Here is a 21,982-nt window from a genome sequence, read left to right as displayed (position 1 = left end):
AGCACAGCTTCGCGCTTTTGCAGTTGTAGCTGTTCGCCTCGCCGCGATGCCTTCGACCCGGATCTATGGCCGCGTGTTTTCCCTGCAGTATCTGACCGAGGCCATCGGTGAAGCACTGCCTAAACTGCCGTCCGAATCTGGAAAAGCGCCCCAACAGTCCCTAGAGTAGGGGGATTCGAATATAAGTCTGCCGTGCGTGACGACATCATCGAAGGGATATGGGGTCCCGATGTCGTGCGACAGGGCTGTGGGGATCTATGTACCGGCTGCTCCTGTTGTTGTTGAGCCTCGTTTTTTCCTCGCTCGCGGGCGCCGTGACTTTCGACGAACATGTCCGTGCGCTGCCGTTGGGACAGGGCATGTACGTCTTCGAGGACGTGCGCGGCGATGCCAGCATCGATGATGTCGATTCGCCGGCCGTGCAGGGCAGTTTTCGTCTGCATGACAAGCCGGTGCTCAATGCCGGTTATTCGCGGTCGGTGTTCTGGTTGCGACTCGATCTGCACTATCTGCCACAGCAGGCCGAAGGACCGCGCAACTGGCTGCTGGAGTTGGCCTATCCACCGCTCGATCATCTCGAACTCTATCTCCCGGATGCCGATGGCGGTTTCGCCCTGGCGCAGCGCACGGGGGATGCGCTGCCGTTCGACAGCCGGCAGATCCGCCAGAACAACTACCTGTTTGAGCTGAATGTGCAGCCGAACCAGAGCAAGCGTATCTACCTGCGCCTGGAAAGCCAGGGGTCTATCCAGGCGCCGCTGACATTGTGGTCGCCCAACGCCTATCTGGAAGCGCAGCCCGGGCGCATCTATGTGCTCGGGATCATCTATGGCGTGTTGCTGGTGATGCTGGTGTACAACCTGTTCATCTTCCTCAGCGTGCGCGACACCAGTTACCTCTATTACATCCTCTACATCGCCTCGTTCGGGCTGTATCAGGTCTCGGTCAATGGCGCCGGCATCGAGTATTTCTGGCCTGACAGCCCCTGGTGGGCCAACGCCGCCACACCCTTTCTGATCGGTTCGGCGGCGCTGTTCGGCTGCCAGTTCGCGCGCAGCTTCCTGCATACGGCCGAGCACAGCCCCTGGATCGACCGCCTGTTGCTCTTGCTCATGGTCTGCGGTGCTGCGGTGATGATCCTGGCGCTGAGCGTCAGCTATGCCACCGCGCTGCGTCTGGCGACCTATCTCGCGCTGCTGTTCACCGTGGTCATCTTCGCCGCGGGCGTGCTCGCCTGGCTGCGTGGCATGCGTGTGGCGCGTTATTTCATTTTCGCCTGGAGCGCCTTTCTCATCGGCGGCATCGTCAACACGCTGATGGTGCTGGGGTATCTGCCCAACGTCTTCCTCACCATGTACGCCAGCCAGATCGGCTCGGCGCTGGAGGTAGGTCTGCTGTCGCTGGCGCTGGCCGACCGCATCAACGCCATGAAGGAGGAGCGCACGCGCATCCTCCAGGAGGCCGGACGCAAGCTCGAGTCGCTCAACCAGGAGCTGGCCGACAGCAACCGCTTCAAGGATGAGTTCCTCGCCACCGTCACCCACGAACTGCGTACGCCGATGAACGGGGTGATCGGTTCGCTGGAGCTGATGCAGACGGTGAAGATGGATATCGAACTGGAGCAGTACCAGAAGACCGCTGCCGCCTCGGCGCGCGACATGATGCGCATGGTCAACGACATCCTCGTGCTGACCGAATTGCAGGCCGGCAAGCTCTATCCGCGGCGAGAGGTGTTCAGCCTGCGCGGTCTGTTCGATGGTTTGCGTGTCCACCATGCCGCCCGCGCCGAAGACAAGGGGCTGACCTTCACCCTGGAGTTTGATGAAAGTCTGCCCGACACCCTCGAAGGCGACGCCGGCAAGCTCGCTCAGGCACTGGGTTACCTGTTGGACAATGCCATCAAGTTCACCCACGAAGGCGGGGTGACCCTGCGTGTCAGCAGTGCTGCCAGCGTGGGCGGCTGTCTGCCGCTGAGCATTATGGTCAGCGATACTGGCATCGGTTTCGAGCAGGGCGAGGGTGACCTGTATCAGCGCTTCCACCAGCTCGATGGCTCGATGACGCGCAAGTACGGTGGTTTGGGGATCGGTCTGGCGATCTGCCGGTATCTGGTCGATCTGCTCGGCGGCAGCCTCGGCCACGAGTCACAATCGGGCGTCGGCAGCCGCTTCAGCCTCAACCTACCACTGACCCTGCCGGCGCAGCCGCCGGCTTCGCCTGCCCGATCATTGCGGGCATCCAGCGCGGCGGCGCAACGTCAGGCGCAGCAATGCACGGTGCTGATTGTCGAGGATAATGCGATCAACCAGTTGGTGACGCGCGGCATGCTGCTCAAGCTCGGCTACCGCGTGCGCACGGCTGACAACGGCGCCGAGGCGCTGCAGTTGCTGCGCAGCGAACGCGTCGATGCCGTGCTGCTGGACTGCCAGATGCCGGTGATGGACGGTTTCGCCACCTGTCGGGCGATCCGTGCGCTACCCGGGTGCAGTGACTTACCGGTGCTGGCGATTACTGCGCACAGCCACAGTGGTGATCGTGAGCGCTGCCTGGCTGCCGGCATGAGCGATTACCTGGCCAAGCCGGTGAAGTTCGAGGAGTTGCGCGTGCTACTGCATGACTGGGTGCTGTGCCGCCCGGCAACGCTTGACGGTGGCGTTGCGCCGGTCTGAGCAGCGGCCGGCTGCTGTGCGTTTCGCTCCCGATTCAGCGGCAGATTTGGCCGATTCGTCCCTTTAGCCATGGTCTGAATCCTGATTCACTTTAATGCAGTGAATCAGGATTCAGACCATGGCTTATCGCATCACCGAAGCGCGACTCGACCGCGACCAGGCACAGCGTCAGCGCATTCTCGACTGTGCCCTGCGGCGTGTAGCCGAGGGTGGTTTCGCCGCCCTGACCATGCAGGCGCTGGCTGATGATGTCGGCATCGCCACCGGCAGTCTGTACCGCCATTTTCGCAGCAAGGGCGAGCTGGCGGCCGAGGTCTTCGCCAGTGCCAGTCAGCGTGAGGTGGATGCCCTGGCTGCTGCCTTGCGTGGCCCCGGTAGCGCCAGTGAGCGCCTGCGCATCGGCCTCGAGCAGTTCGCTGCACGCGCCTGGCACAGCCGCCTGGCCTTTGCGCTGATCGCCGAGCCGGTCGACCCGGAAGTCGACGAGCAGCGCCTGCTCTATCGCGAAGCCTACGCCGAACTGTTCATCGATCTGCTGCAGGAGGGCGTCGCGGCCGGCGAGTTTCGCCTCGAGCAGATCAGCCTGACCGCAGCCTGCCTGGTCGGTGCCATCGCCGAGGCGCTGGTCGGGCTTCTTTCGCCACCGGCCCGTGCTGCTCGTGAAGCGGGACGACCTGCCCTGGAACTGGCACAGGTCAGTGCCAGCCTTGCTACCTTCTGCCTGCGCGCCGTTGGCGCCGAGGAATCCACGCGATGAAACCCAGCCTGCACGCCGAAACCCATGAAGTGTTCAACCAGGTGCCGAGCCTGGATGGCGCCAACCTCTATCGTCTCGACCTGCCGTTGCAGGAGTGGATTCGCCGTTACGACGGCGCCTGGGCGGATGAGCGCCTGAGTGCCTACGGTGCGCTGGCCGGTGGCGCGCTGATGCAGGCCGGTTTTCTCGCCAACGAGAACAAGCCGGTATTCAAGAGCCATGACCGCTATGGCAACCGCATCGACCTGGTGGAGTTCCATCCGGCCTATCACGAACTGATGCGCACGGCCGTCGAACATGGCTTGCCCTCACTACCCTGGATCGACCCGCGTGCCGGCGCGCATGTTGCCCGCGCCGGCCTCACCTACCTGCACAGCCAGGCTGAAGCCGCCAGCGGTTGCCCGCTGACCATGACCTTCGCCGCCGTGCCGGCCATCCGTCTGCAGCCCAATGTGGCCGAGCAGTGGCTGCCGAAGATCCTCGCCAGCGAATACGACCCACGCAACCTGCCGATGGAGCAGAAAGCCGGCGTCACCATCGGCATGGCCATGACCGAAAAGCAGGGCGGCACCGACGTGCGTGCAAACACCACCCGCGCCTACCCCATCGGCCTCGGCGGGCCTGGGCAGGGCTACGAGCTGGTCGGCCACAAATGGTTCTGCTCGGCGCCGATGTGCGATGCCTTCCTGACCCTGGCCTACACCGACAAGGGCTTGTCGTGCTTCCTGCTGCCGCGTCACCGCCCGGACGGCACGCGTAACGCGTTCTACATCCAGCGCCTGAAGAACAAGCTGGGCAACTGGGCCAACGCCTCCAGCGAGGTGGAGTACCGTGGCGCCTTCGCCTGGATGCTCGGCGAAGAAGGGCGCGGCGTGCCGACCATCATCGAGATGGTGGCGATGACCCGTTTCGACTGCATGGTCGGCTCCAGCAGCCTGATGCGCCAGGCGCTGACCCAGGCCGCGCACCACTGCGCGCATCGCCAGGTCGGTGGCAAGCGACTGGCCGACCAGCCGCTGATGCAGAACGTGCTGGCCGACCTGGCGCTGGAAAGCGAAGCCGCGCTGGCGCTGTGCATGCGCATGGGCCGCGCGCTCGACCACGCGCATGATGCGCAGGAAGACAAATTCGCCCGGCTGGTCACCGCCGTGGGCAAGTACTGGATCTGCAAGCGCGCCCCGGAAATGGTGTATGAGGCCAGCGAATGCATGGGCGGCGCCGGTTACGTCGAGGAAACCATCCTGCCGCGCCTGTACCGCGAAGCGCCGGTCAACTCGATCTGGGAAGGCTCGGGCAACGTACAGTGCCTGGACGTGTTGCGTGCCCTGTCCAAGGAGCCGGGCGTGCTCGATGCGCTGTTCAGCGAGCTGGGCGACGGCCACGGTGATGCACGGCTGAAGGCGCATATTCAGAGACTGAAAACCGATTTCAGCGACACCGCCGACATCCAGTACCGCGCCCGCCAGCTCACCGAAGACATGGCTGTGGCACTGCAGGCCAAGTTGCTGCTGGAGGCGGACAATAGTGTGGTCAGCGACGCCTTTATCGGCAGCCGCCTGGAAGGCCGTGGCCGGGTTTATGGCACCCTGCCGCGTGGTGTCGACGTCGAGGCACTGCTGGCGCGTAGCATGCCGCATCTGTTGTGATGCCGGCATGAGCGTCAGCAGATAGGCTGTTGGTCGCCCTGTTCGTCATGCGCCGCGGAAGCGCAAGAGGCTCGTCACTACGCCGCAGTGACGAGCCTCGCAGCCCTCAGACCAGGCGGGCGTCCAGGCTGTTCTGTGCCAGGCGTCTGGCCTGGTCTTCGGTCATGCCCAGGTGCTCGTGCAGGGCTGCGAAGTTCTCCCCGACATAGCCGCCGAAGTAGGCCGGGTCGTCCGAGTTCACCGTCACCTTCACACCCCGCTCGAGCATCTCGAGGATGTTGTGCTGGCCCATGTGCTCGAACACGCACAGCTTGATGTTCGACAATGGGCAGACGGTCAGCGGAATCTGCTCGTCGATGATGCGCTGCATCAGCCGCTCGTCCTCGATGGCACGTACGCCGTGGTCGATGCGCTTGACCTTGAGCAGATCCAGCGCTTCCCAGATGTACGCGGGCGGGCCTTCCTCGCCGGCGTGTGCGACGGCATGTAGGCCTTCGCTGCGGGCCTTGGCGAAAACCCGCTCGAACAGGCGCGGCGGAAAGCCTTTTTCCGAGCTGTCGAGGCCGACACCGATAAAGGCATCGCGAAACGGCATGGCCTGTTCCAGGGTCTTGAACGCCTCTTCTTCGGGCAGGTGACGCAGGAAGCTGAGGATCAGACCATGGCTGATGCCCAGCTGTCGCTCGCCGTCGCGCAGCGCCTGCTGGATGCCGCGCAGCACCACCTCGAAGGGAATGCCACGGTCGGTGTGGGTCTGCGGGTCGAAGAAGGGTTCGACGTGGATGACGTTCTGCGCCTTGCAGCGTTGCAGGTAGGCCCAGGTCAGGTCATAGAAGTCCTGCTCGGTACGCAGCACGTTGGCGCCGGCGTAGTACAGGTCGAGAAACTCCTGCAGGTTGTTGAAGGCATAGGCCGCGCGCAGGGTCTCGACATCGGCCCAGGGTAGAGCGATCTGGTTGCGTTCGGCCAGGGCGAACAGCAGTTCAGGCTCCAGCGAGCCTTCCAGGTGCAGATGCAGTTCGGCCTTGGGCAGGGCGTTGAGCCATTCGGGCATGGTCGGTTCTCGTATGAGGCTGAGGTGCGGCAAAGTTTAACCGCTGGGACAGGATCGTGCTCTACCGCGCGACAGCATGGGCACCTCCCCATGCTGTCGCGCGAGCTTTCAGGCGTCGAAGACAAGCATTGCGCTTGCCTGCCCGGCGCCGCGCGCGCATGGCACTCACCAGGGCAGTGGATTGCCCTGGTAGTCGAGATAACGCAGCCCGGGTTGGCCGACGGCGGCGCTGACCTGTTCGACCATGCCCTTGCAACTGCTGTCGATATCCAGCGGGGCGTCGGCGCCACCCATGTCGGTGCGTACCCAGCCCGGATGCATCAGCACTACGCCGAGTTTTGGGTTGTCCTGAGTGCGCACGAAGCACTGCACGAGGTGGTTGAGCGCAGCCTTGCTGGCGCCGTACAGCGGCATGCCCATGCCGGCGCCGGTTTCGATGCTGCCCAGGATCGAGCTCATGAACACGATCAGCCCGTGCTCGGCGGCCAGGTTCGGCAGCAGGCGCTCGGCCACGCGCAGCGGCGCGACGGCGTTGGTCAGGAACAGCTGGCCCATTTCCTCGGCGCTGGCCTGGGCGGTGCTGTGGTGGTCGGGGCCGGCCACGCCGGCGTTGACGAAGATGACGTCGAAGCGTTGTCCGCTCAGGCGTCCGGCCAGCTGTTCGAGGCTGGCCGGATCGGTCATTTCCAGTGACTCGACCTGCACGCCGAGCTCTTGCCGGGGGGCTTGTTGCGCGGCGCTGCGTACGGTGGCGGTCACCGTCCAGCCCTGGGCGACGAATGCTTTGGCCAGGCCAAGGCCGAGGCCGCGTGAGGCACCGATGATCAGAATGGAACGGGGCGCAGTCATATCAGGCTCCATGAAGGTTTACAGAGGTGGGCAGCATAGCGAATGTCGATCCGATAAGCCCGGCACGGCTGTAATTACATGGACTCGCCCACGCCGAGGCGTCAATGCGCCACGGTGGCAGTCTAAGAAGCCAACGGCAGCGAGGGCGAGTCAATGAAAAAGCATACAGCAACTAATCAATCCCAGGCCTTAAACGATCTATCGGCCTGCACGACAGTGGCAGTCGATCTTGCCAAGCGGGTCTTTCAGGTGGCGGGAGAAGACGTTCTTGGTCAGGTGCGTTACGAGGCGCGGATCAAGTCGCGTGAGGCGTTCTACGAGTTTCTGTGCAAGTTGCCGCCGAGTGTCGTCGTGCTGGTTGAAACTGGCCCAGGTGCTCAGGCGTGGGCACGGCAGCTACAGGGGCAAGGCAACCTGGCGCGGATTCTTCCGGCTCGTCTCGTCGAGGGTCACCGCAGCGGTGCGAAGAATGATCGTAACGATGCCCTGTCGATCTTGCGCGCCGGTCGCGATAGCAAGATTTCAGCCGTGCCCATCAAAAGCGCTGCCTCGCTGGCCATGCAGGCGCTGCATCGCGCTCGGCAGGGTTATGTGCGTCGGCGTACGGCGATGAGTAATCAGATGCGCGGTTTGCTGCTGGAGCACGGCGTGGCTCTGGCGCAAGGCGATGCGGCTATCAGCCACGTGATACCGAGGGTGCTGGAAGATGCAACGCAGCCACTGCCGGAGATACTGCGGGAGTTGATCGACGAATTGCTGGGTGAATGGCGGCAATTGGGCGAACGCATCAACGTCTTGAGCGGGCGCTTGGAAGCTGCTGCGAACGCGGACAAGACCGCGAAACGACTGATGACGGTGCGCGGAGTCGGCCCGATCATCGCCACCGCGCTGCTGGCCAAGCAAACCGAACCTGAACGTTTCGCCAATGCCCGCTTATATGCGGCTTACTTCGGCATGGTGCCTGATCAGCACAGCAGCGGAGAAAAGATCCGCCTGGGCAAGATGAGCAAGCGAGGCGATGGCTACATGCGCAGCCTGATGATCCAGGGCGCGCATGCGGTCCTCCGACAACTACGGCCTGATTCGCAGCAACCGGATGATCGCCGCTTGCTGGGCTGGCTGAGTCGCCTGGGGCGCAAAGAGGCGGCGGTGAGGTTAGCCAACCGCAACCTACGGATCGCCTGGGTGCTGCTACAGAATGAACAGACTTATCAACGCCAGCCAGTTAATGACAGGCAGGCGGAAATGAGTCACTGATCCACCGAGTTCTGCCACCGGGGCGCGAAGTCGCTCCAACCTCTGCTAGAAAACATTGACCCCAGGTAAGACCGTTGCGGATTGATGCCTTGGCTCCTACTGGCCTTCGAGGTCTGAATGTAATAGGCATACCGCAAGCTCACACAATGTTGGCCAGAAGCTGATGACAGCTTCCTCGAATAGGCCTGATACATAGATGCAGCCGGGTAGCAGTGTTGAAAAGCAGGTTTGACAGTGGGGGCGAGTCCATACATAGGAGCCCCGCCTCGGGGCGAAGCTTTTCGAGTGCATCCCGCCACGATTCGCGGCGGGGCGCCGCTCCTACATTAGTAGCAGGGCAATGATCGTGCGTTTCATGGCGACCTCAGGCGCTCGCGGCCCCGGCTGATATCGCCCAGCAGCCGTTCCAGCGCCACACGCTCGGCTGGCGCCACGGCCAGGTGCAGATGGGCGCCGGTGGCGTCGTAGTCTTCGCCTTCGATCAGGCTGTCGAAGTCGTTCAGGCGTGCCTTGAACAGCGATAGTTCGGCGAACTGCAAATGGCAGGTGAAGGCCTGGCGCACGATCAGTTCGCGGCGCTCGCCGGCCTGCAGGCATTTGGCGGCGCTGCCGCCGTAGGCGCGGGCCAGGCCGCCGGTGCCGAGCTGGATGCCGCCGTACCAGCGGATCACCAGCACCACCACCTGGTCACAGTCCTGCCCTTCGATGGCGGCGAGGATGGGCCGCCCAGCGGTGCCGCCGGGTTCGCCGTCATCATTGAAACGGTACTGATTGCCGACCTTCCACGCCCAGCAGTTGTGCGAGGCCGCCAGGTCGCTGTGACTGTCGATGAAGGCTTGCGCCTCGGCTGCGCTGCTGACTGGTGCGGCGAGGGCGAGGAAGCGGCTCTTGCGGATTTCCTCGCGGTACTCGCAAGGGCCGAGCAGGGTAGTGGGCATGGCATGCGGGTCTGCAAACGAAAACGCCCGCCAGTATAAGCCTGGCGGGCGTCATTTCATGCAGCGCGGGTTCAGGCGCCGATCACGCCGCCATCGTCACGGCGAACTACCACCACCGAGGAGCGTGGGCGCATGCCCGGCTGATGGTCGGGGAAGCTCGAGTCGCCGCCTTCACCCGGATGCTGCACGCCGATGAACAGCGCGCGGTGATCCGGGCTGAAGGCCACACCGGTAATCTCGCAGCCCCTGGGGCCGACCAGGAAGCGACGAATCTCACCGCTGACCGGGTCGGCGCAGAGCATCTGGTTGTTGCCCATGCCGGCGAAGTCGCCGCTATTGCCATAGTTGCCGTCCGTCTGGATCCACAACCGGCCATCCTGGTCGAAGGCCAACCCGTCCGGGCTGTTGAACATGTTGTCGGCGTTGACGTTGGCCGACCCGGCGTTGGCGCTGCCGGGATGCACCACCGGGTTGCCGGCGACTACGAACAGATCCCAGTCAAAACGTTCGGCGGCGGCGTCGTCAGCCGCTTCGCGCCAGCGCAGTATCTGCCCGTAGAGGTTGTTGGCGCGCGGGTTGGCGCCGTCCACCGGCTGACCTTCGCTGCCACGCTGCACATTGTTGGTCAGGGTGCAGTAGACCTGGCCGTCCTGTGGGCTGACGGCGATCCATTCCGGGCGGTCCATGCGGGTTGCGCCCACATGGCTGCCGGCAGCGCGGGCGCGAATCAGCACATCGCCCTGGTCGCTGAAGCCGTTTTCCGGGGTCAGGCCATTGTGGCCGAAGCTCAGTTTGATCCAGCGGCCGGAGCCACGCGGCTGCTGCGCGTCTGCATCCAGCTGGGCAACGTACAGGTCGCCATGATCGAGCAGGTGACGGTTGGCCTTGGGGTTGTTCTTGTCGAGGCGGTCGCGGCTGACGAATTTGTAGATGAACTCACCGCGCTCATCATCGCCCATGTACACCACCACACGGCCATCGCGGCTGAGGGTGATGGCCGCATTCTCGTGCTTGAAGCGGCCCAGCGCGGTGCGTTTGATCGGCTTGGATGCGGGATCGAAGGGATCGATTTCGGTGACCCAGCCGTGGCGGTTCAGCTCGTTGGGGGTGCGGGCGATATCGAAGCGCTCATCGAACAGGTGCCAGCGGTTGTCGCTGGCACCTTCGAGTTTGACGCTGTAGCGCTTTTGCGCAGGCGTCAGTTGCAGCGCGGCGTCGGTGCTGCCGAAGCAGTCGCTGAAGTTCTCTTCGCAGGTCAGGTAAGTGCCCCAGGGCGTCATGCCGTTGGCGCAGTTCTGGAAGGTGCCGAGCACTTCGATACCGGCCGGATCAGCGGCGGTCTTCATCGACGCGTGGCCGCGCGCCGGGCCACTGATTTCCATGGGCAGGTTGGCGTGGATGCGGCGGTTGTACGCCGAGCCCTGGACGAACTGCCAGGCGCCGTCCGCATCGCGCTTGACCTCGATGACGGTGACACCCACGGCAGCCTGCGCCTTGCGCACGTCTGCCAGTGACTGCGGCGGCTTGCCGTGTGCCAGCAGGTAAGGGTAATTGCAGTATTCGTTGTTGATCGCCATCAGCGCGCGGTTGGCATCGCCCGGCCAGGGGAAGAAGCTCATGCCGTCGTTGTTCTCGCCGAACTGGCCAAGCTGCTCCTCGGCGCTGTTGCTGCCGTCGCCACGATAGGCTGCGGAGTCCTGGTGCAGCGGCTGGCCCCAGCTGATCAGCACGTCGAAGCGATAGCCCGGCGGCAGGGTGATGGTGTCTGCGGTGCTGGCGGCAATGTTGTCGAAGCCCAGCAGCGGCCTGGCACTGATGGCGTTGGCCAGTGACGTGCGGCCCAGCGGGCTGCCCGCCAGGAACAGGGCAGCACCGGCCAGGGCGCCGGTGCCGATGAAGCGGCGGCGGCTAAGTACCAGGCGCTGCAGGTCAGTCAGATCGTGGTTGTCCATCAGGCATGTCTCCTCCAGAAATGGAGGGCAGCCTAGTGCGCGGATGTGACGAATCTATGAAGCTTTGTTGACGGGCGTCAGGCCGCAGCCCTTGAGGATGATCTGCACCAGTTGATCGGCGGCCTCCTCGAAGTCCTGCTTGGTCAGGCGTGAACACTGCTTGACGCGGCAGATTTGCGAGGCGAAGTCGGCGTAGTGCTGGGTGCTGCCCCAGAGCAGGAAGATCAGGTGCATGGGGTCGACCGGATCCATCTTGCCGGCGGCGATCCAGGCCTCGAACACGGCAGCGCGGCCACGGAACCAGTCCAGGTAGTGCTGGTTGAAATACTGCGACAGGCAGTCGCCGCCGCTGATCACTTCCATGGCGAAGATGCGCGAAGCCTTCGGCTGGCGCCGGGAAAACTCCATCTTGGCGCGGATGTAGCGCTCCAGCGCCTCGGCCGGATCATCATCGACGCTCAGGGTGTTGAAGGTGCTGTCCCACAGTTCGAGGATATTGCTCAGCACCGCCAGGTACAGGCCCAGCTTATTGTTGAAGTAGTAGTGCAGGTTGGCCTTGGGCAGGCCGACGTTCTGCGCGATGGTGTTCATGCTGGTGCCCTTGAAACCATGGCGGGCGAACTCTTCCTCGGCGGCCTTGATGATGGCTTCTTCATTCTTCTGGCGAATGCGCCCGGCAGGTTTGTCGCTGGTGTGATGGGCGGGTACTTCGAAGGTCATAGAGCAATTCCATGCTGATCGGGGAGCGGCGCGCCTGCACTGATACCCCAGCATTGCCTGGGTGACAAGTGCGCTACGTGGAAAAACGCTGGGGCAGGGCTCAATTGCCCCGAGAGGCGGCTGTGTGGGGGCTTTTCCGGCATCTGGCACTCAGCCATCGGCCAGTGCTTCGAGAAAACTCTCCAGTACCAGATGGGCACGCCGTCCTTTGCGCGTGACCGCTGCCAGGTTGATGTCGTAGTAGCGGCTGCTGGCCTTGAGCGCGCGCAAGCGCCCCTGCTGCACCCAGGCCTGGGCGTAATGATCCGGCAGGTAGCCGATGTAACGTCCGGTGAGGATGAGAAAGGCCATGCCTTCGCGATCCGAAGCGCTGGCCGTGCAGTTCAGTGCCTGGTAGTGGCTCTGCACCTCGGATGGTACGCGGAAGGTCGGCGCGATGGCTTCCTGGGCGTTGAGCCTGTCGTCTTCGAGCTGTTGGTCGTCGACATAGAACAATGGGTGACCGACCGCGCAGTACAGCAGCGAGCGCTCGTCATACAGCGGCTGATACTCCAGGCCGGAGAGGGCGCCGACCTGCGGCACCACGCCGATGTGCAGGCGGCCATCGAGCACGCCCTGTTCCACCTCAGAAGGCGGCGTCATACGGATGTGAATGCGCACATCCGGCCCCTGTACCTTGAGCCGCGCCAGGGCGTTGGTGATGCGCATGTGCGGGATGGTCACCAGGTTATCGGTCAGGCCGATGTTCAGCTCACCGCGCAGGTGCTGGTGCAGGCCATTGACCTCGGTGCGAAAGCTCTCCAGCGCCGCCAGCAGCTGCAGGGTGCTCTGGTACACCTCGCGGCCTTCCTCGGTGAGGGCGAAGCCGGCGCGGCCACGTTGGCACAGGCGCAGGCCGAGGCGCTGCTCCAGATCGCTCATCTGCTGGCTGATAGCCGAGCGGCCTATGCCCAGGGCACTTTCGGCCGCAGAAAAGCCGCCGCATTCGACCACGCTGCGAAACAGCTTGAGCAGGCGGATTTCAAAGTCGCTGACCTGTGCCAGCGGATCGGGGCGACGGCTGCTCATTAGTTTAGTAAGCCTTGAACTGAAGATAAGAAGAGTGCTGTTTTACTGACTCTATGCCCGTGGCACCTTGGCTGGCAACTACCCTGTAGGAGCCGGCTTGCCGGCGATCATCGCCCGCAAGCGTGCTCCTACATCCGATTGCCTGCCCGAGTGAGGCCACCCCGATGAACATGCCGCAGACCGCAACCCCGTCCCTGGCCAGCCAGCTCAAGCTGGATGCGCACTGGATGCCGTTCTCCGCCAACCGCGCCTTCCAGCGTGACCCGCGTTTGATCGTGGCGGCCGAAGGCAACTGGCTGATCGATGATCAGGGCCGCAAGATCTACGACAGCCTGTCCGGCCTGTGGACCTGCGGCGCCGGCCACTCGCGCAAGGAAATCCAGGAAGCCGTGGCCAAGCAACTCGGCACCCTCGACTACTCGCCCGGCTTCCAGCACGGCCATGCGCTGTCGTTCAAGCTGGCCGAACAGATCGCTGACCTGATGCCGGGCGAGCTGAACCATGTGTTCTTCACCGGCTCCGGCTCCGAGTGCGCCGACACCGCGGTGAAAATGGCCAAGGCCTACTGGCGCCTGAAAGGCCAGCCGGCCAAGACCAAGTTCATTGGCCGCGCCCGTGGTTACCACGGCGTCAACATCGCCGGCACCTCGCTCGGCGGCATCGGCGGCAACCGCAAGATGTACGGTCAGTTCATGGACGCCGACCACCTGCCGCACACCCTTCAGCCGCACCTGGCCTTCACCAAGGGCATGGCCGAAACCGGCGGCGTGGAGCTGGCCAACGAGCTGCTCAAGCTGATCGAACTGCACGACGCCTCCAACATCGCCGCCGTCATCGTCGAACCGATGTCCGGCTCGGCGGGCGCCATCGTGCCGCCGGTGGGCTACCTGCAGCGCCTGCGCGAAATCTGCACGCAGCACAACATCCTGCTGATCTTCGATGAAGTGATCACCGGCTTTGGCCGCATGGGCAAGTGGAGTGGTGCGGAGTTCTTCGGCGTCACCCCGGACCTGATGAACGTCGCCAAGCAGATCACCAACGGCGCCATCCCGCTCGGTGCGGTGGTGGCCAGCAGTGAGATCTACACCACTTTCATGCAGCAGCCGTCGCCGGAGCACATGATCGAGTTCACTCACGGCTATACCTACTCGGCGCACCCGGTTGCCTGTGCCGCCGGCCTGGCCACGCTGGAGCTGCTCAAGCGCGAGAATCTGATCCAGCAGTCCGCCGAGCTGGCGCCGAAGTTCGAGGCTGCCCTGCATGGCCTCAAGGGCACCAAGCATGTGGTCGACATCCGCAACTGCGGCCTGGCTGGCGCGTTGCAAATCGCCCCGCGTGACGGCGACGCCGTGGTACGCCCGTTCGAGGCTGGTGTGGCGCTGTGGAAGGCTGGTTTCTACGTGCGTTTCGGCGGCGACACCATCCAGTTCGGCCCGACCTTCAACGCCAGGATGGAAGACCTCGACCGCGTGTTCAACGCCGTCGGTGACGTATTGAACAAACTGGATTGATCGCGCCCCCATTCCTGTAGGAGCCCGCTTGCGGGCGATTAAAAAAGATCGCCGGCAAGCCGACTCCTACCACATGCATTACGTTCAGGAGCTACCCATGAGCCACATCCCGCACTTGATCAACGGCGAACGCGTTGCCGGTACCGGCCGCACCGCTGCGGTATTCAACCCGTCCACCGGCGACTCCACCAGCGCCGTCGGCCTGGCCGACCGCGCCACCCTGCAACTGGCCATCGACGCCGCCAAGGCGGCTTTCCCGGCCTGGCGCAACACCCCGCCGGCCAAGCGCGCGCAGATCATGTTCCGCTTCAAGCAACTGCTGGAGCAGCACGAGAACGAAATCGCCGCGCTGATCAGCGCCGAGCACGGCAAGACCCTCGAAGACGCCGTCGGCGAACTCAAGCGCGGCATCGAGAACGTCGAGTTCGCCTGCGCCGCCCCGGAAATCCTCAAGGGCGAATACAGCCGCAACGTCGGCCCGAACATCGACGCCTGGACCGACCTGCAGCCGGTCGGCGTGGTCGCCGGCATCACCCCGTTCAACTTCCCGGCCATGGTGCCGCTGTGGATGTACCCGCTGGCCATCGTCTGCGGCAACTGCTTCATCTTGAAGCCGTCCGAGCGTGACCCGAGTTCCACCCTGTTCATCGCCGAGCTGCTGCAACAGGCCGGCCTGCCCAAGGGCGTGCTCAACGTGGTCAATGGCGACAAGGACGCGGTCGACGGCCTGATCGAAGCGCCTGAGGTCAAAGCCCTGAGCTTCGTCGGCTCAACGCCGATTGCCGAGTACATCTACAGCGAAGGCACCAAGCGCGGCAAACGCGTGCAGGCTCTCGGCGGCGCCAAGAACCATGCCGTGCTGATGCCCGATGCCGACCTGGACAACGCCGTCAGCGCGCTGATGGGCGCTGCCTACGGCTCCTGCGGCGAGCGCTGCATGGCCATCTCGGTGGCCGTGTGCGTGGGCGACCAGATCGCCGATGCGCTGGTGGAGAAAATCGTTCCGCAGATCCAGGCGCTGAAAATCGGTGCCGGCACCTCCTGTGGCTTGGACATGGGCCCGCTGGTCACCGCTGCGGCGCGTGACAAGGTCAAGGGCTACATCGACGCCGGCGTGGCGCAGGGCGCCAAGCTGGTGGTCGACGGTCGCGACTTGGTCGTACCAGGCAATGAAAACGGCTTCTTCGTCGGCGGCACCCTGTTCGACCAGGTCTCCCCGGAGATGACCATCTACACCGACGAAATCTTCGGCCCGGTGCTGTGCATCGTCCGCGTCGGCAGCCTGGAACAAGCCATGCAGCTGATCAACGATCACGAGTACGGCAACGGCACCTGCATCTTCACCCGCGATGGCGAAGCCGCGCGCCTGTTCTGCGATGAGATCGAAGTGGGCATGGTCGGCGTCAACGTGCCGCTGCCGGTGCCGGTGAGCTACCACAGCTTCGGCGGCTGGAAGCGCTCGTTGTTCGGCGACCTACATGCCTACGGCCCGGATGGTGTGCGCTTCTACACCCGTAAGAAGGCTATCACCCAGCGTTGGCCGGCACGCAAGAGCCACGAAGCGGCGCAGTTCGCCTTCCCCAGCAATGGTTGAGTGAGCGCAAGTGGTAAACCAAAGGCCGGTCGCAAGACCGGCCTTTTTCGTTGCTGGCGTATTCGATCGCACCCGCGCTCTGGGTGGGTGCGCTTGTCGCTACGGCCGGAGCATGGCGACGATCAATTGACGAGTCCCCGAACCCTTTGTCGGCCCGGAGCACAGTCCGGGCAGGCAGTACCTTATTGCTCGCCTTTCATGGCCGTGCGCAGACCAAGCATGAACAGCAGCAGGTTGGCGTCAGGCTCTATTTCTGGTTGTGCCTGTTTACGTACCGGCACGATGGGGCAGGGCGTCATGCCGCAATTACGGCTCTCCAGTACCCGTGGGCCGGGCTGCTCCCAGGCGGCTGCAGCGACAGCTGTCAGGCCCAAGGCCGCGACGAGGAATAAACCTCTAGCGATTTCTAGTTTCATCTTGCTAAGCCTTTGAAAGTGCTGGCGACGTGTTTGGATAACCCTAGTCGAAGCGGATCAAGCTCAAGAGTTTCCTGACGAATGGTTACGCTTTGATGAGCCGAGCGCCGCAGATGCCTGTGTACGTTTCAGAGCTTGTCCGGGCCGCCGGGGAATATGTGTGCATAGCCCGTCAGTATCTGTGCCCAGTCGCTATCGCTCCACGGGCTGTGCCGACGTAGTTGGCGCAAGTCGTGGCGTGCCGCGCGCCGGCTACTCCAGCGCCGACGGCTTTTTTCCAGATCGAGCAGGGCTACCTGGGGTTCACCATCGCTCAGCTTGACGAAGATGTGCTTGGCATACAGACAGCCATGCTGCCAGCGCCCCCGGTGCATACGCGCCAGGGTTGTGCCGATTTTCTGTAGCAGCCTGGCATGCGCCGCCTCACCGCAGAGCTGGCGTCCACCCTGGGCATACCAGTGTTCGATATCCTCGAAGCCCTGCAGGGCTTCGGTTACCAGCAGCCCGCGCCAGCCCTGTTGCGGATCATGCTCCACGCCGCAGTAGACGAGATGTGGCACGGAGACGCCGAGTGCATCGAGAGCCTGCAGTGCATTGCGTTCGCGTAATACCGTCGGGCGGCCTCCGGGGTGCAGCAGGCTACGGTAGATATGGCCGATCTGGCGTTTGGCGTAGAGCACGCCACTGTGATCGAGCAAGCGCTGCACGCCGCTTTCGCCGCCGCGCCGTGCGTTTGGGGGTTCGACCCAGTCGCCTTGTCGTTGCCACCAGTGCTGGAAGGCCTGCTGTGGAATATCGTTCGCGCTATCAAGGGGCATTTTTTGCTCTTCTTATGCTTATTTTCAGGAGGCGCCAGAGGTTCAACTACCAAAATGGCATTCTGACCTTCGGAGTTGTAACAAAAAATAAGCCAGCACGATGCCTGTATCGGGCGCTGCTGTCCATGCTGGCTTTAGACCATTAGCCGATACGGCGACATGACGGTTTCACTGAACGGCGCGCATAAAAAACCCCGCGACGAGCGCGGGGTTCTGGGTACAGCGAGGGAGCCGGTCGGCTTACATCATGCCGCCCATTCCACCCATGCCGCCCATGCCGCCCATATCAGGCATGGCCGGAGCCTTGTCGTCAGCCGCGTCGGCCACCATGGCCTCGGTGGTGATCATCAGGCCGCCGATGGAGGCAGCAGCTTGCAGGGCCGAACGGGTCACCTTGGCCGGGTCGAGAATACCCATCTCGATCATGTCGCCGTAGGTGTCGGTCGCGGCGTTGAAGCCGAAGTTGCCCGAACCCTGCTTGACCTTGTCGACCACGACGCTCGGCTCGCCGCCGGCGTTGGAGACGATCTGACGCAGCGGCGCTTCGACAGCGCGACGCAGCAGCGCGATACCAACGTTTTGTTCTTCGTTGTCGCCTTTCAGGCCGTCGATGGCCTGCAGGGCGCGAACCAGAGCAACGCCACCGCCAGGCACCACGCCTTCTTCCACTGCGGCGCGGGTGGCGTGCAGGGCGTCTTCAACGCGGGCTTTCTTCTCTTTCATCTCGACTTCGGTGGCAGCGCCAACCTTGATCACGGCAACACCGCCGGCCAGTTTGGCCAGACGCTCTTGCAGCTTCTCTTTGTCGTAGTCGGAAGAGGTTTCTTCGACCTGCTTGCGGATCTGTGCAACGCGGGCTTCGATGTCGACCTGAGCGCCAGCACCATCGATGATGGTGGTGTTGTCCTTGTTCAGGACGACGCGCTTGGCGTTACCCAGGTGCTCCAGAGTGGCGCTTTCCAGGGACAGGCCAACTTCTTCGGAGATCACGGTGCCGCCGGTCAGGATGGCGATGTCCTGCAGCATGGCCTTGCGACGGTCGCCGAAGCCCGGAGCCTTGACGGCTGCGACTTTGACGATGCCGCGCATGTTGTTGACGACCAGGGTAGCCAGGGCTTCGCCTTCGACGTCTTCAGCCACGATCAGCAGCGGACGGCCAGCCTTGGCAACGGCTTCCAGAACCGGCAGCAGTTCGCGGATGTTGCTGATCTTCTTGTCGACCAGCAGCAGCAGCGGGCCGTCCAGTTCGGCCACCATGGTGTCCGGCTTGTTGATGAAGTAGGGGGACAGGTAGCCACGGTCGAACTGCATGCCTTCTACGACGGACAGTTCGTTTTCCAGGCCCGAGCCTTCTTCAACGGTGATGACGCCTTCCTTGCCGACCTTGTTCATCGCTTCGGCGATGATGTCACCGATGGAGTTGTCGGAGTTGGCGGAAATGGTGCCGACCTGGGCGATGGCCTTGGAGTCGGTGCACGGCTTGGCCAGATCTTTCAGTTGAGCAACGATGGCCGCGGTGGCCTTGTCGATGCCGCGCTTCAGGTCCATCGGGTTCATGCCGGCAGCGACGGACTTCAGGCCTTCGTTGACGATGGCTTGAGCCAGAACGGTGGCGGTGGTGGTGCCGTCACCGGCAGCGTCGTTGGCCTTGGAGGCAACGTCTTTGACCAGTTGGGCGCCCATGTTTTCGAAGGCGTCTTTCAGTTCGATTTCCTTGGCAACCGACACACCGTCTTTGGTGATGGTCGGGGCGCCGAAGGATTTGGCCAGCACCACGTTACGACCTTTCGGGCCGAGGGTGGCTTTGACGGCGTCGGCCAGTACGTTGACGCCAACGAGCATTTTCTTGCGGGCGGAATCGCCAAACTTGACTTCTTTAGCAGCCATTTTGATCAGTCCTCAAATTCTTGAAGGTTAAACGGAGATGCGTGGGAATCAGGCTTCGATGACAGCGAGGATTTCGTGCTCGCCCATGACCAGCAGGTCTTCGCCGTCGACCTTGACGGTGTTGCTGCCGGAGTAGGGGCCGAATACCACCTTGTCACCGACCTTGACGGCCAGCGGACGGACTTCGCCGTTATCCAGAACCTTACCGGTACCGACGGCAACGACTTCACCCTGGTTCGGCTTTTCGGCGGCCGAACCCGGCAGCACGATGCCGCCTGCGGTTTTGGTCTCTTCTTCGCTGCGACGGATCACGACGCGGTCATGCAGAGGACGAAGCTTCATTGTCGATCTCTCCTAACAATTGATGGCCAACTTGCCGACTCTGTGTGGTCGGCGGGTTTGTAAAATCCGGCGAGGCCGGGTGCGGCACGCTGGGCGTACTGCGAAAGTTGGACTGCCTCAGCGGGCAGGTACCTTGCGGTGACTGCTACATGTGGGCGGGCAAGGGTATTTCAAGGGGCGGGGGTGAAATTTTTTGTGCTGCAGGGGGCGGATTTGCGTAGGAGCCGGCTTGCCGGCGATCAGTCCAAGAGAGATCGCCGGCAAGCCGGCTCCTACAGCGCTGTATGGATCAGTCGCGGCGCTCGTACTCGCCTTCGAGCACGTTGGGGTTGGTCTTGCCGCTGCGGGCGGCCTGGTCGTCGAAGAAGGCGCGCTGGCGCATGGCTTGTTCCTGGGCGCGGCGACGAATCTTGCCGACCAGCAGGCGGCGGGTGAAGGGGAACAGGCAGAGCACGCCGAAGATGTCGCTGATGAAGCCTGGCAGCAGCAGCAGGCCACCACCGACGGCAATCAGCAGGCCTTCGAGCATTTCCTGCTCGGGCAGCTCGCCACGCGAGAGTTTTTCACGGGCGCACCAGGCAGTGGCGACTCCGGCGACGCGCAGCAGCACGCTGCCGAGAATCGCGGTGCCGATGATCAGCAGCAGGGTGGGCAGCACGCCAATCGCGCTGCCGACCTTGATCAGCAGGGCCAGCTCTATGATCGGGAACAGCAGGAAGAGAAACAAAAAGGCGCGCATTTCAGTGGGTCCTTGGCGGAAGTGGGCTTCCAGTAGGAGTTAAGTATGGGGCGGTGGCCTGAATTCAAGCTGAAGGTGCACCGCTGGTCGGCCAGCTCTCGGCGCGAGCCAGCGTTACCAGGGCTTCGCGTACTTGCCCCGGGTTGTTGCAGGATGTTGGAAAGGCCAGCCAGTAGAGGCTCTGGCCGATGCGCAGGTGAAAGCCTTCACTGTCGACACCGACCATCTGCGCCGGTTCGTGCTGCGGCAGGCCGGCCAGTTCGACGTAATGGGCGATGGCCTTGGCGTGATCTTCATTCATGTGCTCGACCATGCTCGCTTCGCTACCGTCTGTCGCGAAGGGATTGGCCAGGGTCACCTGGTCGAGCCAGTGAATGGCGCCGAAGCCGCCGATGAAACGCCAGCGCACCGGCTCCAACCGCCAGAAATCGAAATCATGCGCCCGGTGGTAGTCGCGCGACTGGGGGAAAAAGCGGTAATAACGCTGGGCGGCCGCTTCGATTTCGCTCTCGTCATGCAACTGTCGTGCTTCGGCGAGCAGAGTGAGGCGACCGACCGCCTGCACATCCTCTGCGCCACGTTCGCCGACCAATAGCGAACATTTGGCGTCCTGCCCGAGATTATGGGTGTGCTGGGCGATACGGCTGATCAGGATCAGCGGCCGGCCTTCGGCGTCCAGGCAGTAGGGCACTACCGATCCGAAAGGGAAACCCGGCATGGCCTTGGAGTGGGTGCTGAGCACGCCACGGTATTCCTTGAGCAGCAATTCTCGTGCATGCTTGCCGGCTTTCACGCTCACCTTATGACTCCTCGCAAAGAATCCGTCAGAAACGGACAGACGCCCTAGCATAGCGGTTAGCGGGCATCAGCGGGGTCGGTAAATGCTGCACCTTGAGGGGATAAAGCGATGCAACTGAAAGACAAAGTCATCATCATCACGGGCGGTTGCCAGGGGCTGGGTCGCGCCATGGGTGAGTACCTGGCGGCCAAGGGCGCCAAGCTGGCGCTGGTCGATCTGAACCAGGAAAAACTCGACGAAGCCGTGGCTGCCTGCAAGGCCGCTGGTGGTGACGCCCGTGCCTATCTGTGCAATGTCGCCGATGAAGAGCAGGTGAACCATATGGTTGCCCAGGTGGCCGATGACTTCGGCGCCATCAACGGCCTGGTCAACAATGCTGGCATCCTGCGTGATGGCCTGACCATCCGCGTGAAAGATGGCGAGATGACCAAGATGAGCCTGGCGCAGTGGCAGGCGGTGATCGACGTCAACCTGACCGGCGTGTTCCTCTGCACCCGTGAAGTGGCGGCGAAGATGATCGAGCTGAAGAACGAAGGCGCGATCATCAATATCTCCTCCATTTCCCGGGCAGGCAACATGGGCCAGGCCAACTACTCCGCCGCCAAGGCCGGCGTCGCTGCCGATACCGTGGTCTGGGCCAAGGAGTTGGCGCGCTACGGCATTCGCGTCGCAGGCGTGGCGCCGGGCTTCATCGAAACCGAGATGACCGGCAGCATGAAGCCGGAAGCCCTGGAGAAGATGACTTCGGGTATTCCGCTCAAGCGCATGGGCAAGCCGGCCGAGATCGCCCATTCGGTGGCCTACATCCTGGAAAACGACTACTACACCGGTCGTATTCTGGAGCTGGACGGCGGCCTGCGTCTGTAATCCGCCAGGCCTGAACGAAAAACGCCCCGACTGGTTCGGGGCGTTTTTGTTTCTGTCAGTGCACACCCTGCGAGCGGCGGCCTGTACTTGGACTTTAGG

Annotated in this window: 19 protein-coding genes; 7 read left to right on the top strand and 12 right to left on the bottom strand. The window is 63.1% G+C overall.

Annotation, left to right across the window (positions count from 1 at the left end; translation table 11 throughout):
• The first annotated feature begins 257 nt into the window (after window positions 1–257).
• The 3 genes from J7655_RS17200 to J7655_RS17190 all read left to right on the top strand — a co-directional run bounded on the left by J7655_RS17200 (window position 258) and on the right by J7655_RS17190 (window position 5,072).
• Window positions 258–2,669 carry a hybrid sensor histidine kinase/response regulator gene (locus tag J7655_RS17200; RefSeq protein WP_230925477.1) on the top strand — a complete coding sequence of 804 codons (2,412 nt, stop codon included), beginning with the start codon at window positions 258–260 and terminating at the stop codon, window positions 2,667–2,669.
• A gap of 118 nt (window positions 2,670–2,787) precedes the next feature.
• A complete protein-coding gene (locus J7655_RS17195) occupies window positions 2,788–3,426 on the top strand; it encodes a TetR/AcrR family transcriptional regulator (RefSeq protein WP_230925476.1) in 639 nt (212 codons plus the stop codon).
• Window positions 3,423–5,072: an acyl-CoA dehydrogenase family protein gene (locus tag J7655_RS17190; RefSeq protein ID WP_230925475.1), complete on the top strand. Its 1,650-nt coding sequence runs from the start codon at window positions 3,423–3,425 to the stop codon at window positions 5,070–5,072. The genes J7655_RS17195 and J7655_RS17190 overlap by 4 nt, the downstream gene beginning before the upstream one ends.
• 106 nt (window positions 5,073–5,178) lie before the next feature.
• On the opposite strand, the gene J7655_RS17185 is transcribed toward J7655_RS17190, so the two are convergent.
• Both J7655_RS17185 and J7655_RS17180 read right to left on the bottom strand, forming a co-directional pair.
• A complete protein-coding gene (locus J7655_RS17185) occupies window positions 5,179–6,126 on the bottom strand; it encodes an adenosine deaminase (protein ID WP_230925474.1) in 948 nt (315 codons plus the stop codon).
• A 165-nt stretch (window positions 6,127–6,291) separates the two neighbouring features.
• Entirely contained in the window at window positions 6,292–6,975 is a 684-nt protein-coding gene (locus J7655_RS17180) for an SDR family oxidoreductase (protein ID WP_230925473.1), read from the bottom strand.
• Window positions 6,976–7,128: 153 nt separating this feature from the next.
• Between J7655_RS17180 and J7655_RS17175 the strand changes: the two genes are divergently transcribed.
• The gene (locus J7655_RS17175) at window positions 7,129–8,232 is read left to right on the top strand and encodes an IS110 family RNA-guided transposase (protein ID WP_230924828.1); all 1,104 of its coding nucleotides are present in this window, start codon (window positions 7,129–7,131) and stop codon (window positions 8,230–8,232) included.
• 353 nt (window positions 8,233–8,585) lie between these two features.
• On the opposite strand, the gene J7655_RS17170 is transcribed toward J7655_RS17175, so the two are convergent.
• The 4 genes from J7655_RS17170 to J7655_RS17155 all read right to left on the bottom strand — a co-directional run bounded on the left by J7655_RS17170 (window position 8,586) and on the right by J7655_RS17155 (window position 12,910).
• A complete protein-coding gene (locus J7655_RS17170; RefSeq protein ID WP_230925472.1) occupies window positions 8,586–9,170 on the bottom strand; it encodes an IMPACT family protein in 585 nt (194 codons plus the stop codon).
• A 71-nt stretch (window positions 9,171–9,241) separates the two neighbouring features.
• A complete protein-coding gene (locus J7655_RS17165; protein ID WP_230925471.1) occupies window positions 9,242–11,122 on the bottom strand; it encodes a PhoX family protein in 1,881 nt (626 codons plus the stop codon).
• Between the two features lie 54 nt (window positions 11,123–11,176).
• Window positions 11,177–11,842: a TetR/AcrR family transcriptional regulator gene (locus J7655_RS17160; protein WP_074855287.1), complete on the bottom strand. Its 666-nt coding sequence runs from the start codon at window positions 11,840–11,842 to the stop codon at window positions 11,177–11,179.
• A 150-nt stretch (window positions 11,843–11,992) separates the two neighbouring features.
• Entirely contained in the window at window positions 11,993–12,910 is a 918-nt protein-coding gene (locus J7655_RS17155) for a LysR family transcriptional regulator (RefSeq protein WP_084340245.1), read from the bottom strand.
• A gap of 164 nt (window positions 12,911–13,074) precedes the next feature.
• Between J7655_RS17155 and aptA the strand changes: the two genes are divergently transcribed.
• Together aptA and J7655_RS17145 are read left to right on the top strand one after the other, a co-directional pair.
• On the top strand, window positions 13,075–14,421 hold the full coding sequence (aptA, locus tag J7655_RS17150; protein WP_230925470.1) for an omega-aminotransferase AptA: 1,347 nt from the start codon (window positions 13,075–13,077) through the stop codon (window positions 14,419–14,421).
• A gap of 97 nt (window positions 14,422–14,518) precedes the next feature.
• Window positions 14,519–16,015, top strand: coding sequence for a CoA-acylating methylmalonate-semialdehyde dehydrogenase (locus J7655_RS17145; protein ID WP_230925469.1), 1,497 nt, complete (start codon window positions 14,519–14,521; stop codon window positions 16,013–16,015).
• A 182-nt stretch (window positions 16,016–16,197) separates the two neighbouring features.
• Here J7655_RS17145 and J7655_RS17140 read toward each other — a convergent pair whose 3' ends face one another.
• The 6 genes from J7655_RS17140 to J7655_RS17115 form a co-directional block, all read right to left on the bottom strand.
• Complete coding sequence (locus J7655_RS17140) at window positions 16,198–16,431, bottom strand: hypothetical protein (protein WP_230925468.1); 234 nt, start codon at window positions 16,429–16,431, stop codon at window positions 16,198–16,200.
• Window positions 16,432–16,559: 128 nt separating this feature from the next.
• A complete protein-coding gene (locus J7655_RS17135) occupies window positions 16,560–17,249 on the bottom strand; it encodes a lipopolysaccharide kinase InaA family protein (RefSeq protein WP_230925467.1) in 690 nt (229 codons plus the stop codon).
• A gap of 240 nt (window positions 17,250–17,489) precedes the next feature.
• A complete protein-coding gene (gene groL, locus J7655_RS17130; RefSeq protein WP_230925466.1) occupies window positions 17,490–19,136 on the bottom strand; it encodes a chaperonin GroEL in 1,647 nt (548 codons plus the stop codon).
• A gap of 48 nt (window positions 19,137–19,184) precedes the next feature.
• Window positions 19,185–19,478, bottom strand: a complete 294-nt coding sequence (locus J7655_RS17125; protein ID WP_021700385.1) for a co-chaperone GroES — start codon at window positions 19,476–19,478, stop codon at window positions 19,185–19,187.
• A gap of 289 nt (window positions 19,479–19,767) precedes the next feature.
• Window positions 19,768–20,217 carry an FxsA family protein gene (locus J7655_RS17120; RefSeq protein ID WP_230925465.1) on the bottom strand — a complete coding sequence of 150 codons (450 nt, stop codon included), beginning with the start codon at window positions 20,215–20,217 and terminating at the stop codon, window positions 19,768–19,770.
• 64 nt (window positions 20,218–20,281) lie between these two features.
• A complete protein-coding gene (locus J7655_RS17115; protein WP_230925464.1) occupies window positions 20,282–21,016 on the bottom strand; it encodes a HugZ family pyridoxamine 5'-phosphate oxidase in 735 nt (244 codons plus the stop codon).
• 108 nt (window positions 21,017–21,124) lie between these two features.
• On the opposite strand from J7655_RS17115, the gene J7655_RS17110 reads away from it, so the two are divergent.
• Entirely contained in the window at window positions 21,125–21,883 is a 759-nt protein-coding gene (locus J7655_RS17110; protein ID WP_230925463.1) for an SDR family oxidoreductase, read from the top strand.
• Window positions 21,884–21,982 lie beyond the last annotated feature (99 nt).

It is taken from the genome of Pseudomonas wenzhouensis, from assembly GCF_021029445.1.
GTDB lineage: Bacteria > Pseudomonadota > Gammaproteobacteria > Pseudomonadales > Pseudomonadaceae > Aquipseudomonas > Aquipseudomonas wenzhouensis.
This window is presented reverse-complemented; position numbering and strand designations above follow the sequence as displayed.

Excerpts from the sequence above, each read along its gene's own strand:
- J7655_RS17110 (WP_230925463.1), top strand. The coding sequence starts at position 21,125 with ATGCAACTGAAAGACAAAGTCATCATCATCACGGGCGGTTGCCAGGGG.
- aptA (WP_230925470.1), top strand. The coding sequence starts at position 13,075 with ATGAACATGCCGCAGACCGCAACCCCGTCCCTGGCCAGCCAGCTCAAG.
- J7655_RS17125 (WP_021700385.1), bottom strand. The coding sequence starts at position 19,478 with ATGAAGCTTCGTCCTCTGCATGACCGCGTCGTGATCCGTCGCAGCGAA.
- J7655_RS17160 (WP_074855287.1), bottom strand. The coding sequence starts at position 11,842 with ATGACCTTCGAAGTACCCGCCCATCACACCAGCGACAAACCTGCCGGG.
- J7655_RS17200 (WP_230925477.1), top strand. The coding sequence starts at position 258 with ATGTACCGGCTGCTCCTGTTGTTGTTGAGCCTCGTTTTTTCCTCGCTC.
- J7655_RS17175 (WP_230924828.1), top strand. The coding sequence starts at position 7,129 with ATGAAAAAGCATACAGCAACTAATCAATCCCAGGCCTTAAACGATCTA.
- J7655_RS17145 (WP_230925469.1), top strand. The coding sequence starts at position 14,519 with ATGAGCCACATCCCGCACTTGATCAACGGCGAACGCGTTGCCGGTACC.
- J7655_RS17185 (WP_230925474.1), bottom strand. The coding sequence starts at position 6,126 with ATGCCCGAATGGCTCAACGCCCTGCCCAAGGCCGAACTGCATCTGCAC.
- J7655_RS17120 (WP_230925465.1), bottom strand. The coding sequence starts at position 20,217 with ATGCGCGCCTTTTTGTTTCTCTTCCTGCTGTTCCCGATCATAGAGCTG.
- J7655_RS17195 (WP_230925476.1), top strand. The coding sequence starts at position 2,788 with ATGGCTTATCGCATCACCGAAGCGCGACTCGACCGCGACCAGGCACAG.
- J7655_RS17155 (WP_084340245.1), bottom strand. The coding sequence starts at position 12,910 with ATGAGCAGCCGTCGCCCCGATCCGCTGGCACAGGTCAGCGACTTTGAA.
- J7655_RS17180 (WP_230925473.1), bottom strand. The coding sequence starts at position 6,975 with ATGACTGCGCCCCGTTCCATTCTGATCATCGGTGCCTCACGCGGCCTC.
- J7655_RS17140 (WP_230925468.1), bottom strand. The coding sequence starts at position 16,431 with ATGAAACTAGAAATCGCTAGAGGTTTATTCCTCGTCGCGGCCTTGGGC.
- groL (WP_230925466.1), bottom strand. The coding sequence starts at position 19,136 with ATGGCTGCTAAAGAAGTCAAGTTTGGCGATTCCGCCCGCAAGAAAATG.
- J7655_RS17165 (WP_230925471.1), bottom strand. The coding sequence starts at position 11,122 with ATGGACAACCACGATCTGACTGACCTGCAGCGCCTGGTACTTAGCCGC.
- J7655_RS17170 (WP_230925472.1), bottom strand. The coding sequence starts at position 9,170 with ATGCCCACTACCCTGCTCGGCCCTTGCGAGTACCGCGAGGAAATCCGC.
- J7655_RS17135 (WP_230925467.1), bottom strand. The coding sequence starts at position 17,249 with ATGCCCCTTGATAGCGCGAACGATATTCCACAGCAGGCCTTCCAGCAC.
- J7655_RS17190 (WP_230925475.1), top strand. The coding sequence starts at position 3,423 with ATGAAACCCAGCCTGCACGCCGAAACCCATGAAGTGTTCAACCAGGTG.